Origin of the sequence: Burkholderia mycopellens (assembly GCF_964265025.1) — a bacterium.
In the GTDB taxonomy this organism is placed as follows: domain Bacteria; phylum Pseudomonadota; class Gammaproteobacteria; order Burkholderiales; family Burkholderiaceae; genus Burkholderia.
The window spans coordinates 370418-384286 of the sequence record NZ_OZ183804.1 but is presented as its reverse complement, the minus strand read 5'-3'; the positions used below and the strand labels follow the sequence as shown (position 1 = coordinate 384286).

11 protein-coding genes and 1 pseudogene are annotated in these 13869 nt (G+C 63.7%); 1 reads left to right on the top strand and 11 read right to left on the bottom strand.

Translation table 11 applies throughout. The features are described 5' to 3' along the window. Position 1: 1 nt before the first annotated feature. The 4 genes from ACPTTC_RS35525 to ACPTTC_RS35510 all read right to left on the bottom strand — a co-directional run bounded on the left by ACPTTC_RS35525 (position 2) and on the right by ACPTTC_RS35510 (position 2918). Complete coding sequence (locus ACPTTC_RS35525) at positions 2–1150, bottom strand: c-type cytochrome (protein ID WP_423395994.1); 1149 nt, start codon at positions 1148–1150, stop codon at positions 2–4. 104 nt (positions 1151–1254) lie between these two features. Further along, a complete protein-coding gene (locus ACPTTC_RS35520; protein WP_175952375.1) occupies positions 1255–1770 on the bottom strand; it encodes a hypothetical protein in 516 nt (171 codons plus the stop codon). Positions 1771–2058: 288 nt separating this feature from the next. Next, positions 2059–2568: a hypothetical protein gene (locus ACPTTC_RS35515; RefSeq protein WP_043184322.1), complete on the bottom strand. Its 510-nt coding sequence runs from the start codon at positions 2566–2568 to the stop codon at positions 2059–2061. 134 nt (positions 2569–2702) lie between these two features. Beyond that, positions 2703–2918 (bottom strand): DUF3820 family protein, encoded by a 216-nt coding sequence (locus ACPTTC_RS35510; protein ID WP_085040099.1) that lies wholly within the window; start codon positions 2916–2918, stop codon positions 2703–2705. Positions 2919–3043: 125 nt separating this feature from the next. Here ACPTTC_RS35510 and ACPTTC_RS35505 point away from each other — a divergent pair, with 125 nt between their 5' ends. Beyond that, positions 3044–3232, top strand: a complete 189-nt coding sequence (locus tag ACPTTC_RS35505) for a hypothetical protein (protein ID WP_175952373.1) — start codon at positions 3044–3046, stop codon at positions 3230–3232. A 282-nt stretch (positions 3233–3514) separates the two neighbouring features. Here the strand turns inward: ACPTTC_RS35505 and ACPTTC_RS35500 are convergent, their stop codons facing one another. The 7 genes and pseudogenes from ACPTTC_RS35500 to ACPTTC_RS35470 all read right to left on the bottom strand — a co-directional run bounded on the left by ACPTTC_RS35500 (position 3515) and on the right by ACPTTC_RS35470 (position 13487). Next, positions 3515–3832 (bottom strand): hypothetical protein, encoded by a 318-nt coding sequence (locus ACPTTC_RS35500; protein WP_423395993.1) that lies wholly within the window; start codon positions 3830–3832, stop codon positions 3515–3517. 319 nt (positions 3833–4151) lie between these two features. Continuing rightward, a complete protein-coding gene (locus tag ACPTTC_RS35495) occupies positions 4152–4661 on the bottom strand; it encodes a flavin reductase family protein (protein ID WP_423395992.1) in 510 nt (169 codons plus the stop codon). 462 nt (positions 4662–5123) lie between these two features. Continuing rightward, entirely contained in the window at positions 5124–6158 is a 1035-nt protein-coding gene (locus ACPTTC_RS35490) for a methionine synthase (RefSeq protein WP_423395991.1), read from the bottom strand. A gap of 27 nt (positions 6159–6185) precedes the next feature. Beyond that, positions 6186–7169, bottom strand: a complete 984-nt coding sequence (locus ACPTTC_RS35485) for a DUF1852 domain-containing protein (protein ID WP_423395990.1) — start codon at positions 7167–7169, stop codon at positions 6186–6188. A 743-nt stretch (positions 7170–7912) separates the two neighbouring features. After that, a pseudogene (locus ACPTTC_RS35480) lies at positions 7913–8248 on the bottom strand (epoxyqueuosine reductase QueH); the annotation flags it as partial. 77 nt (positions 8249–8325) lie between these two features. Next, entirely contained in the window at positions 8326–8721 is a 396-nt protein-coding gene (locus tag ACPTTC_RS35475) for an outer membrane protein assembly factor BamE (RefSeq protein ID WP_423395989.1), read from the bottom strand. 44 nt (positions 8722–8765) lie between these two features. Further along, positions 8766–13487 (bottom strand): YadA-like family protein, encoded by a 4722-nt coding sequence (locus tag ACPTTC_RS35470; RefSeq protein WP_423395988.1) that lies wholly within the window; start codon positions 13485–13487, stop codon positions 8766–8768. Positions 13488–13869: the final 382 nt, after the last annotated feature.

The following is a 13869-nucleotide window of genomic DNA, read 5'->3' as shown; positions in this document are numbered from 1 at the left end:
GCTACGGCTGGGCCGCAGTGCGGGCCGGTGTCCCGCCCTGTGCCTCGATATAGGCCACCAGCGCGGTCAGTTCCTGCTCGCTCAGGTCGAAGTGCGGCATGATCGGCGAGAAGCCCTTCACGACGCGGGCCGTCGGATTGCGGATGAACGCGCGCAGATAGGCTTCGTCCACCTTCGCGGTGCTGCCGTCGGCCATCGTTTCGGTCTTGCCGTACAGGCCTTTCCAGGTCGGGCCCACGAGCGGGCTGCCGTCCACGGTATGGCAGGCGACGCAGCCCTTGGCCGCCGCGAGCGTCTTGCCCAGGTTGGCGAGCGCCTGCGCGCTGCCGCCCGCCGCGGCCGGTGCGGCCTGCACGTGAGCCAGCTGCTGCTGCGCGAACGTGGTCTGCCGCGCCAGCCAGCGCGAGAACGCGGCTTCGTCTTCCACCACCACCACGCCGCGCATGCCGGAGTGTCCGATCCCGCAGAGCTGCGCGCACAGGATGTCGTAACGGCCTGCCCTGGTCGGCGTGAACCAGAAGGTGGTCACCATGCCGGGCACCATGTTCATCCGCGCGCGGAACTGCGGAACGTAGAAGTCGTGCAGCACGTCGCGCGACCGTGTCAGGACCTGGATCGGCCGGTTGAGCGGAAGGTGCACCTCGGGGCTCTCGATCAGGTAGTTGTCGCGACCGTTCGGGTCGGCGGGATTCAGGCCGAACGGATTGTCATCGCTGATGTAGCGCACGTCGGTCGTGCCCAGCTTGCCGCCGGGGCCGGCGAACCGGAATCGCCATTGCCATTGCTGGCCGAGCACTTCCATCTGCAGCACGTTGCGCGGCGGCCGGATGTAGTCCGCGTAGACGAACAGCCCCGGCGCCAGCAACGCCGCCACACCGACGACGGTCAGGCCGATCAGCCACCATTCCAGCTTCCGGTTATGCGGTTCGTAGGCGGCGCGATGCCCGCCGCGGTGGCGATAGCGCACCAGTGCGACCACGATGAACAGGTTGATGGCGACGAAGAATGCACCGGTGATGACGAGCGTGATCGTCAGCATGTCGTCCATGCGCACCCAGTTCGACGCGATCGGCGTGATCCACCACGGACTGGCAAAGTGAAACCCCACCGCCAACAGGATGATCAGGACCAGGGCAATCGCAAGGGCCATAGGCCGCCTCGCCGTGTATCACTCGCCAGAGCCGCCGACACCAGGTTCCGTGTCTCCCGCGGGCGCCGCGCGTTCAAGCTCGGCGCGGCGGGAAGCGCGATGGGTCAGTCGCCCGCGTTCTGCTTGCGCAATCGTTCCAGCCTGCCATAGGTGATGGCCGCAACCACGCCGAACAACAGGTTGGCCAGCAAGGGCCCGGAACCGCGCTCGGAGACGAACCACGGGAACACGGCCGTCATGACGTAGAAGTTCCACCCATACGCGACGATCCCGAACGCCAGCCCGATCACGGCTTCCATGCCCACGCTCGAATCGAAGCGGAAAGGCGCCATGATCGCGGCGAGCATCATCCCCATGATCGCGCCGAGCACGTAGTGCAGCAGCAGCGCCATCGCCACGATTTCAAGGTTGAATTGCGTCAGTTGGCCGAGCGCGCTGCGGCCCATCACCATCGCCGCGATCTTGTGAGTCGGTTGCCACGGGCTTGTGCCGAGCACGAGGGTCGACCAGACGAATTCCAGCGCGATCACCAGCGCACCGCCCGCGAGCCCGGCCACGGCAGCGGCGACCCAGTCGGGCGTGCGACGCTCCCAATGATGCGATTGAATGTGCAGTTCCATACGACCTCCTTGCCGACGGTTCGACGTCGGCGCTTCCGTTCCGAAGGCGTCACCGCGTCGGCCCTGCGTCCCTGGCCCGATCCGGCATGGCGGACAGGGTCGCCTGCACAATCGGCGAACGATCCGCTCGTCGCATGGCACGGCGGCGGCGTTCCGTTCGCTGTTCCGGATCGGCGCATCGGCGGGCCGTCGGCGCGTGGCGACGCGCGGCCGCGGCCATGCAACGGCGCACTCGGCGAAACGCATCGATGAACCAGGCTGTCGGGCAGGCCGGCTTGCTGTTGCGCGTCAGGGGAAGATCGGTGTAGTAGGCTCAGCGCCCTCCAGGTCCGCCTTCGGAAAATGCTGGGCGACCATCTCTTCGATTTCCTGCTCTCGCAATGCCGGCACGTCGGCCATGATCAGGATCTGGCCTTCCTGTATGGCCTCGCGAAACCGCTGGAGTCGCGCGTTCGGCTCGGCGATGCCGATCATCGCGGCGGTCCACGCCCCGAAACCCGCTCCCGCCAACGTCAGCCCGACGACGGCGCCGCCCGCGATCACAAGTTCCGCCGGGGGAAATACCAGCGCGACGAGTCCGATCAGCGCACCGGCCGCGCCGCCGAGCGCGACACCGCGTTCGAGCGCATGCACGACGTCGCTGCTTTGCAGCAACGATGCTTCGGGTAACTGATCGAGTGTGACACTGTGGTCGGCGAGAACGTGGATATGGCGCCAGATGATACGTGCGCGCAGTAGATCGTCGACGATGGCCTTCGCCATCTGCGTATCGGGTACGAGGAAATAAAGGCGTCTCATATGGCACCCCTTTCTTGCCATCAACTCGTCCTCAAGGGACTGTTTTCTATTCTATGTCAGCAGCGGCAGCGCGGTGATTCCGCAGACGAGGCGGGGCTGCCGCAGCGCGCTGCGTCGATGGCATCCGACCGGCGCTATCCGCGTTTGCGCAACGGCTCCAGCAAGCCTCGCAGGCCGTTGTGATCGATCTCGTGCATCAGCGCAAGCTGACGGCCGATTTCGCCGCGCGGGAACCCTTCGCGGGCCAGCCAATTGAGGTAAGGCCCGGGGAGGTCGGCAATGAGCCGGCCCTTGTATTTTCCAAAGGGCATGGTGACGGTGACGAGGTGTTCGAGGTCAGGGTTTTGCATGCCGGTATTGTGCACGGCTTTTCGCGCCTGTCGCAGGCCTCGCGGAAAGGACGCTGCAAACCGCCTGCACCCCTTTTCCGGCCTGCTAGACTGGAATTCCCCCCCTGCAAACGATGGAGGGAATCATGTTGTCCGTCTACGTCGTGAAGACCGGCGAGCAGTTCCTCTGCACCGCCGAGGATGGCGATATCGGCATGGCACCGGCGGTTGAAGATGCCACGTCGTTTGGTTCGTATGAGGAAGCGGAAAAGGCCGCGCACGTGCATGCCGACCCCGGATACGAAATCGTGGCCGTCTGCGTGCTCAGACACTGACAGGGCGCCCGCTGCCGGGCGCCCGGCGACGAGATGCCGCTCGCAGTTTCGCTGGCGCCATGCGACGCGGGTGCCGTGACCGGCTGCGTCTGAAATCACCTGCGGACGGATTGCGTGCCGGGCGGCTCACGATGGGGGCGCCATGCGCGCCGGCAGTCGTGCCGCATCCGGTGCGACGCAGCGCACGCGCTACGCGGAACGTGCCATTCCTGAAACGCGTGGCATACGGCGCGTATGCCCCGCATGCGGCGCTGCAGGAATCGGAGCGTCGTTGCGCCGCGTCTATCGTCTCGGCCCTTTCATGCCCTCCGACTCCATGGCCGCATGCCACTCCTCGTTCGCCTCGATGGGGTCCATCGCTTCGTCAACCGAAGCCGTCGCGCGCTCGGCGGCTGCCCGGGTTTCGTCTGCCGCCGAAGCCGGATCACCTTCGCCGTCACCCGGGGGATGCAGCATGTCCTTGAGCATTGCGCTCAACTCCGGCGTGTCCCATGGCAGCCCGCGCCGAGTTCGATCCTTGATGTAGTGCCTCACTTCCGCGTCCTGCTCCACGGTTAGCGGCAGCCCTCGGAAGGTTCTTTGGGGGCCAGCGTCGATCATCGCATTCTCCTGTTTCCAAGGCATTTTCAGTGTACTCGCCATTGCGGGCACGGGAGACGCAATCGCTGCGCGCTTGCGTCGAATCAAACGTGAGAACTCGACAGTCAAGCAGCGGCCGGCAACTGACGCTCTCCTTCCTGATTCCCTCGAATCCAAGACAGGTCATCAACGCCGCCAGATGACCCAGCGTGATCGCCACCCGGCCCATAAGTTGACGGATTGGTGCAGTGCCGCGTTTGCGCCGGTGCCAGGCAAATTCACGGAAACGGTCACGCCTTCAATCGATGGACGCGTCAAAGCGGGCAACGGAAGTCAACGCTCAGACCTCGCCATGCGCGGCGATGTTGCGATATTGCCCTTTGAAATACAGCAATGGCTGCGCAGCAGCCGCTTCCCGCCGGTTCAACGCCTTCACTTCACCAATCACGATCAGGTGATCGCCCGCGACGTGTTCGGCGTGGATTTCGCAATCAAGCCAGTGGAGGCTGCCGGCAATGATCGGGTTGCCCAGCGGCGATTCCTGCCATTCGACTCCATGCCACTTGTCCGTGCCTCGCCGGGCAAATTGATTAGAAATACTGACTTGCTCCTCTGACAGGATATTGACGACGAATCGACCTGCCTGGCGAATCCTGGGATAGCTGGCCGAACCGGACATGACGCTGAATGACACCAGCGGCGGGCTCATCGACACGCTATGGAACGACTGGCAAGTGAAGCCGATCGGCTCACCATCAACGTGTGATGCAATGACCGTGACGCCGGATGCGTAGTGCCCGAGCGCTTCGCGAAAGCTCAATGGCTCGATGGCCGTGCTGGAAAGTGACATGGTAGATACTGAATGCTGGGGGCGGCTCGAAAATGTCAAGGAAGGCCTGAAGCAGGCAGGAAACTCTGACTCACTTCAGCCGTTGCCAACTGGCGAGCCGGCGCAGGATCGTGGTCTCGTACAGCGCCTCTCCGTCGCGGGCTCGCTCTCGCCGAATCAATGCTGCATCAGATGCACGCACAACATCGCCATCAACGGATATCCCGCCCTCTTGCCTTTCCGCAACGGCGGCTTGAACGGGGCGAGCCCCTCTTCCACGGCGTCACCTGACCCGTTTCGATCGGACACAACCTTCGGGCCCGCTCGCGCTTGCCGGCTTGATCGAAGTCGACAACGATGCTTGCTTCATCTGGATACTCGGGCAACCCGGGCGGCGTATTTCAGCAGATTCAGGGCGTCCTTCTAATCAACTCCCTGAAACCCATCGCCTTCGATCCTGCCGAGCATCGCATCGACGTTCGCTCAGAACGCGTTCGAGCGTTCTCTTCGGACGATTTCCGCGCCTGCACTTAAAGCATTCAGCTTGCCTCTCGCTACGTCACGGGACAAGGGAGCCATGCCGCAGTTGGTGCAAGGATAGAGCTTGTCGGCATCGACGAACTGAAGCGCTTTTCGCAAGGTGCTGGCGACCTCCTCGGGCGTTTCGATGGTATCGGTTGCCACATCGATGGCCCCCACCATGACCTTTTTACCTCGAATGAGTTCGATCAGATCCATGGGAACACGTGAGTTGTGGCATTCCAGCGAAACCATGTCGATACTGGATTTTTGCAGCTTGGGAAAGGCTTCCTCGTACTGGCGCCACTCCGACCCCAGCGTCTTTTTCCAATCCGTATTGGCCTTGATGCCGTAGCCATAGCAAATATGCACGGCGGTCTCGCACTTGAGACCTTCAATCGCCCGCTCCAGGGTCGCCACGCCCCAATCATTCACTTCATCGAAGAAAACATTGAATGCGGGCTCGTCGAATTGAATGATGTCGACGCCGGCGGCCTCCAGTTCCCGGGCTTCCTGGTTCAGGATCTTTGCGAACTCCCAGGCCAGTTTTTCGCGACTCTTGTAATGATCGTCGTAAAGCGTATCGATCATGGTCATGGGGCCTGGCAGCGCCCATTTGATGGGTTGCGTGGTCTGCTGGCGCAAAAACTTCGCATCTTCGACAAAAACCGGCTTTTGTCGAGCAACGGCATCGACGACTGTCGGCACGCTGGCATCATAGCGATCACGGATTCGAACGGTCTTGCGGTTCGCGAAATCAACGCCGCTGAGGTGCTCGATGAACGTCGTCACAAAATGCTGGCGCGTTTGCTCGCCATCACTGACGATATCGATGCCCGCATGTTGCTGCTCTTGCAATGACAAGCGCAAAGCATCTCGTTTGCCTTCGATCAACCCCTCATCCTGCAACTTCCAGGGCGACCAGAGCGTCTCGGGTTGTGCAAGCCAGGAGGGTTTGGGCAAGCTGCCAGCAGTTGAAGTCGGGAACAATTTCTTCACAATAGATGACCGTGGTTTTTGGGTTAATCAAAGCGCGTAGTTAGCGGACCACTGCTCAAGGACAGCGTGGTACGGTTTGATGAAGTGCTCTTCGACAAACCTTCCCTGCTCGATAGCCAGCCGGCTGCGTTCTTCCCGATCGTAAACAATTCGGGTCAGTGAAAAATCCTGATGCTTCAGACTTGGCCGATAGGATTTTCCTGCTGCGGAATTCGCGTTGTAAATCTCGGGCCGATAGATCTTCTGGAACGTATCCATCGTGCTGATGGTGCCGATAAGCTCGAGATCGCTGTAGTCGCCCAGCAAATCTCCGGAGAAATAAAATGCCAAGGGCGCAACACTATTCGGAGGCATGAAATAGCGAACCTTCAACCCCATTTTTTTGAAATACTCGTCAGTCAGCGAGTATTCGTCCTGCTCGTATTCAATACCCAATACCGGATGCTGATTGGCGGTTCGATAATAGTTCCTGCTGCTCGACACGCTCAGGCAGATGACGGGTTGCTTGCTGAAATTGGCCTTGTATACGCTCGAATTCACGAAGCACTTGAACAGCTTCCCGTGCAGATCTCCAAAATTCTCCGGCGTGCTGAACTCGGACTGATTCCTGGTGTGCTCCAGCAACAGAACGCTGAAGTCATAATCCCGCACGTAAGAGGAGAAATTATTGCCTACGATGCCTTCGATGCGCTCATTGGTCTTTCGATCGACAATATTGGTTTTCAACATCTCAATCAAAGGGAGCGAACTGCCACTGCTTTCACCGTCAACGCTCATTTCGACGGAAATGATTTCAAGTTCGACGGCATAGCGATCACCTGCAGGATTGTCCCAATGCGCCAGGGCATTGAACCGGTTGTTAATCATCCTGAATGTATTGCGCAAGTTCTCTTGACGACTCGCGCCTCTAGCCAAGTTGGCGAAGTTGGTCGTGATACGCGTGCTGTCTGACGGCCGATAGTCCTCATCGAAGCAAATGCGCTTGATGGCAAATTTAAAATCCTGACTCATTTTGATCTGGCACCCTGATTTCCGAGATAAAGCCTGAATTCAGGCCGTGACTTTTCAATGCTTTCCGATTTTATTTTCTGATTTTTTCAGAAATATTGTTGACATCGGCATTCAAGTCGAAATTCTATGTCGGGCCATCCATGAAAAAAAGTGAATTTATCTCATCGACCCATTAGCCATGATCATGGTTCGGCGTACAAGTTGGTTTGCTCGCGCACTCGCCCTTCTCCATTCGCCCCTTCATGGCCTGATGAAGGCAGCTTCGCGGTCATACGACGCTTCATGTCCCGATGCTCTCGCGTCCAGGGACACCGGCCTCAAGGCCCTTCCTTGCTTGTGGGGGTTTGACCGCGCCGGCGATCGGCCAACGGCAAAGTCATGGAGCGCGCGTGGCGAACGCGTCGCGCGACAAGCGGATTCACTTGCTTCGGATCGAATCGCGCGGCGAACCGTGAAGTGAGGCGCGCGTGAAAGAGACGTCCCTCACCGCGAAGGCGAGGGGCGAGGGGCGACGAACGACGAATGGAGTAGCCGATAGCCGGTTCGATCTTGTGCTGAATCGCAGCAGACAAGGGGCGCAGGTCGGTACCGAGTCGCTTCCGCTGCGCCAGCGCCATGCCAAAGAGGCCTGCACCCTGGCGATCCGTGACATGCGGCGGACGGTACGCGGCGCGACCAGGGTTTTGTTCGAGCACGCTGCCTTCAAGCCGTTCCGCTTGTTGATCCGGGCACGAGTGGCAAGCTCAGGACTCGATCGCGGCGGCGTCGTCGCCGTAGAACTTCACGCCCAGCTGAATGCGTTCCCGGCCGCTTGCCAGGCGATGCCGATTGGTGTCCCGTAGCGAGTAGACGCAGCCGCAATATTCTTGCTGGTAGAAGTTTTCCCGCTTGCTGATCTCGATCATGCGCGCCGAGCCGCCGCCTTTGCGCCAGTTGTATTCCCAATACAGCATGTCGGGATAGTGCGAGGCCGCGCGCACACCGCACTCGTTGATCTGTTGCATGTTCTTCCATCGCGAGATGCCCAACGAACTGGTGATGACCGGGAAACCGTGTTCATGCGCATACAACGCCGTGCGCGGCAATGCAGTGGCGGGCGCCGATGAACCCGCGACATCGGCGCCCGCCAACCGGCCCGCGGGCCGGTCACGCAGCGTCAGCCTTCCTTGCCGCCCGCCCCCTTCCCGCCGAAGGCCTCGCACTCCGGCTTGTCCCACCGCGTCTTCACGACGCGGTTATCCGAATCGAACTGGATCTGGTACTGGCAGGTCGCGACCTTGCCGGCGTCGCGGAACTGGAACAGGTAGTTCCACGTCCGCACGTGGAAGATCCACTCGTGGAAATGCGGCGGGCCGAGCAGCTCGTACAGTTGGTTCTTCGTCACGCCCGGCTGGACCTGCGCCAGGTTGGCGAGATTCGGGTACGTACCCTCGGGCAGCGTGGCCGTATCGGCCGACGGGAACGGCGGATCGCCCTGCTGCGTGGCGCATCCGGTCAGGCCGACGGCGGCGAGCAGCGCCGCGGCCGCGAACTTTGCAAGATTTGCGTTCATGTTTGCCATTGTCTGAATGGAAGGGAAACGGCACGGGCCGCGGCTCACCACTGATACCCGGCACCGACCACCGCGCCATACGCGCCGCGCGTGTTGGTCGAGACGGCCGCCTTGTAGACCCAGTGGTTGTTCTCCGAGATCGTCGAAATGCCGAGCGCCTGCCCGGACTGGCCGCGATACACGCTGCCGGCCAGCGCGACCATGCTCTTGCCGGGCCCGGACGGTTGCGGCAGGCCGGCCACGGCCATCGCCGTCGCCGTGCCGCCGTCCGCGTCGCGGCGGTAGCTGTCGAGGCTGTTGCGCAGGCTGGCGACCTGGCCGTCCGTGTAGCTGTTCGCCTGCGACAGCGTATTGCCCACGCTCGCGTTCAGCTGGTTCACGTTGACCGCGTCGGTGCCCTGCGTGCCGGCCGCGACGTTGACGACCTGCCGCGCCGAATCCGCCGAGCCCACGGCGACGACGTTGGAGCGGCCGCCGTCGTTGCTGCCCGTGCCGATCGCGGCCGAATTGCTGCCCGTCGCGCTCGAGCCGACGCCGATGGCGGTCGACCCGTTGCCCGACGCCAGCGCCCCGTTGCCGACCGCCGTGCTGTTCGAGCCCGACGCGACCGCCCCCGAGCCGCCCGCCGACGAGTTCGCCCCCGTCGAGCCCGGCGGCAGGTTCGTGCCGGCCGGATTCGTCGTGTACGAGCCGCCGAGGTTGGACGTGCGCTGCGTGATCAGCGTCGTCAACTGGTTGGCGACCGAATCGAGCTGCGACACGTTCACCGCGTCGGTGCCGTTCTTGCCGGCCGCGAGGCCGGTGATCTGCCGGTTGCCGACGTTGACCTCGCCGGCCGACGACTGCGGGCTGCTCAGGCCGTACGCGATGTAGTTCGTCTGCGCGCCGACCGTCGTCAGCGACCCCGCGCCGAGCGCGACGCTGTTCGCATAGGTCGCCGACGCGCCGGCGCCGAGCGCGAGCGCATCGGTCGCCGTGCTGTGCGCGCCCGATCCGAGCGCGACGCTGCCCACGCTGGCCGCGACCGCGTTGGCGCCCTGCGCAACCGACTGCGCGCCGGTTGCCGTCGCGCCGCTGCCGAGCGCGAGCGCGTCGGCCTGCGCGGCGCTGGCCGCCTGTCCGATCGCCACGCCGCCCGGCGCGGTGGCGTCGACGATCGCGCCGTTGCCGATGCCCACGCCGTTATCGCCGTTGACGACCGTCGTCGGGCCGACCGCGACCGAATCCGCGCCCACCGCGAGCGAATCCACGGCCGTTGAGTTCGCGTGGAAATACTTCTGGCTCGTGACCGCGAACGACTGCAGCGCGCCGGCCAGTTGCCGCACGGTCACGGCGTCCTGCTGCCCGGTGCCGTCCGCGACGTTGGTGATCTGGCGATACGTCTTGCTGGCGGCGTCGCCGACCGACACCGCGCCCAGCAACGTCTGGTCGGTCGTGTTGAACGGAATCGATGCGCTGCCGTTGCGGATCACGCCGGAGGCCGGCACCGTCGCGCGATCGGACACCGAGCCGGCGCCGAGCGCGATGCTGCCGTCCACCTTCGCGACCGCGTTCGGGCCGATCGCGACGCTGTCGAGCCCGAGCGCCTGGCTGTCCGGTGCGGTCGAGTTCGCGTGGAAATACTTGATGCCGTTCGCGTTGATGTTGTCGATCGCCGAGCCGACGTTGTTGTTGATCGTCGTCGAACCGTCGCTGTTGTACGTCACGTACGACGGCGCGGAAATCTTCCCGGTCGTCGGATCGTAGGTGGCCCCGCCGCCGATCGCGCCCGCCGTGCTGTTGCCGAGGTTGGTGTTGTTGCTGGCGATCGAGCTGAGGCCGGTCGACAGCGAACCGATGCCCGTCGACGTCGCGGTGGACAGCGACGTCAGGTTGCTGTTCGTGCTCGACAGGCCGGTGGACAGCGAGCCGACGGTCGTCGAGGTCGAAGTCGACAGCGACGCGATCGAGCTGGTCGTCGAACTGAGCCCGGTCGACAGCGAACCGATGCTCGTCGATGTCGCGGTCGACAGCGACGTGACGTTGCTGTTGGTCGTGCTCAGGCCGGTGGACAGCGATACGACGCCAGTGGACAACGAACCGACGATCGTCGAGGTCGAGGTCGACAACGACGTGATCGAGCTGGTCGTCGAACTCAGGCCGGTGGACAGCGAGTTGATGCTGGTCGACGTCGACGTGGACAGCGACGTGACCGTGCTGTTGGTCGAACTCAGCCCCGTGGACAGCGAACCGACGATCGTCGACGTCGACGTCGACAGCGACGTCACCGCGCTGTTCGTCGAACTCAGCCCCGTGGACAGCGAACCGACGATCGTCGACGTCGACGTCGACAGCGACGTCACCGCGCTGTTCGTCGAACTCAGCCCCGTCGACAGCGAACCGACGATCGTCGATGTGGACGTCGACAGCGACGTCACCGCGCTGTTCGTCGAACTCAGCCCTGTCGACAGCGAGGTGATACCCGTCGACGTCGACGTGGACAGCGACGTGATCGAACTGTTGGCCGACGACAGGCCGGTTGATGCGGACGTCGACAATGACGTCACTGCGCTGTTGGTCGAGCTCAGGCCGGTGGACAGCGAGCCGATACCCGTCGACGTCGAGGTGGACAGCGACGTCACCGAACTGTTGGTCGAACTCAGGCCGGTCGACAGCGAGCTGATGCCGGTCGAGGTCGAAGTCGACAACGACGTGATCGCGCTATTGGCCGACGACAATCCGGTCGACGTGGAGGTCGACAATGACGTCACCGAGCTATTGGTCGAACTCAGGCCCGTCGACAACGAGCTGATGCCGGTCGAGGCCGAAGTCGACAACGACGTGATCGCGCTATTCGCCGACGACAATCCGGTCGACGTGGAGGTCGACAATGACGTCACCGAGCTATTGGTCGAACTCAACCCCGTCGACAGCGAGCTGATACCCGTCGAAGCCGACGTGGACAGCGACGTGATCGAGCTGTTGGCCGACGACAACCCGGTCGACAACGACGACACCCCCGTCGACAACGAACCGACGCTCGACGCCGTCGACGTCGACAGCGAATTCACCGCCTGGTTCGTCGCATCGAGCTGCGACCCGTTGATCGCATCCGTGCTCGCGGCGTTGATGCGCCCGGCCGCGACATTGGTGATCTGACGCTCGGTGCCTGCCGCGCCGACGCTGACGACGCTCGTCGGCTTCGTGCCGTTGAACGTGTACGTCACGCCGCCGATCGTCGCGCTTGCCGTCGGATTCGGCGCGGCCGTCGTCGAGCCCGAGCCGAGCGCGACATCGCCGGTATTGTTCGCCACCGCCGATGCACCGAACGCCACCGCACCGGCAGCCGCGGCCGTCGACGTGTTGCCGAGCGCGAGCGAGCCGGCGCCCTGCGCGTTGTTCGAATTGCCGATCGCCACCGCGCCGTCGCCGTTCGCCGTGTTGTTCGAACCGGCCGTGACCGCGCCGGTGCCGATCGCGGTACTGGGATCGCCGATCGCCACCGCACCGTTGCCGCTGACCGTCTGGCCCGCGCCGAGCGCGACGGCGCCGATACCGCCGAGCACCTTCGAGTTGTTGCCGGCGGCAATCGAGCCCGCACCCGCCGCGGCCGCGACCGAGTTGCTGTCGCCGATCGCCACGGTGGAAGCCGCCGCCGCGACGCTGTTGATGCCGATGGCCGTCGCATTCGTGGCGGACGCCGTTGCACCCGAGCCCAATGCAGTCGCCGATATGCCGGTCGCGAGCGCAAGATTGCCGAGCGCGACCGCAAACTGCTGCGTCGCCGTCGACTGAACGCCCATCGCTACCGAACTGACGCCCGACGCATTGGCGCTCAAGCCGTACGCCTGGGCATTGTCGGCGCCTGCCGTCGTTTTCGAGCCCAGCGCGATCGAACTGGCGCCGAGCGACTGCGTGCCCGAACCCGGTACGCCGGCTGTCCCGCCCCAGCCGATCGCGATCGACGTCGCGCCTTTCGCGCCGGCATTGACGCCCATCGCGACGCCGGAATTGCCGGACGCCAGCGCACCGCTCCCCACGGCAACCCCGGCCGCGCCCGAACTCGTCGACTGATTGCCGAGCGCGATCGCGCCTTGATTGATGGCTTGCGACGAATAGCCGAGCGCGATGCTGGCCATGCCGGACGAGACGGCCCCGAGGCCCAGCGCGGCGGCATACTGACCGGAAGCCGTCGCATTGTTGCCGAGCCCGATGGCCGACACACCGGTTGCGGACGCCCCGCTGCCCATCGCCACCGATCCGCTTTGCGTCGCATTCGACTGGTTGCCGATCGCGACCGAGTAGTTGCCCGAACCGATCGCCTGCACGCCCATCGATGCGCTGTTGATGCCGGTCGCCTGCGCGTTGATGCCGACGGCCGTCGAACCGTCGGCCATCGCATGCGCACCCGGGCCGAGCGCCGTGGCCGACAAGCCCTGCGCCGTCGACAGGTTGCCCAGCGCCGTGGAATTCTGCTGCGCGGCACTCGAACCGACGCCGATCGCGATCGACGTGACGCCGCCGGTCGCCGAGCCGCCATCCGGCTGGTACTGCGCGTGCGCGCCGGCATGGAACAGCGCGAGATACGCGGACGCCATCAGCATGGTGAGGCGCCTGAGCGACGGAGCCGAAGGCGTGCCCGCGCAGGCCGCGGCTCCTCCATCCATGGCACGCGCCGGCGTGCCACGCGACGACGCGACGCGCTTTCCGCGCGCGCGATCAAGCTCCGAAGCCGCAACCCAGGCTCCCAATGCTTCGTTCCAGATCGACTTGAACGACTTGTTCATCTTGTCTTCCCTCGGTTCTCATGTGCTGGATGACGCAACGTCGAACGCGGCGGCCGGCGAGAACGCCCTCTGCACATTCCCACCCGCCTCGCGACGCGCCGCTATTCACTTTGGATCACTAACTAAACAGCTGAGTAACACTGCACGACACTCGCGATTGATCTCGCGATCGCGCGACCGCACGCCGTCCGTGTCGGTCGACACGATGCAACGCGACGATCGCCGGTTATCGAATCATGGACGCCGACGTGGCAGGCCCGACGGCACGATGCGCGCCGCGCTTCCGCGCACGCGTGCGCCATCGCGCCGGATCAGCGACGATCTTGACTCTCATGGGAAAGCGTCACTCGGACGCAGGATGGCGGAAGCCGGCCCGCACCCG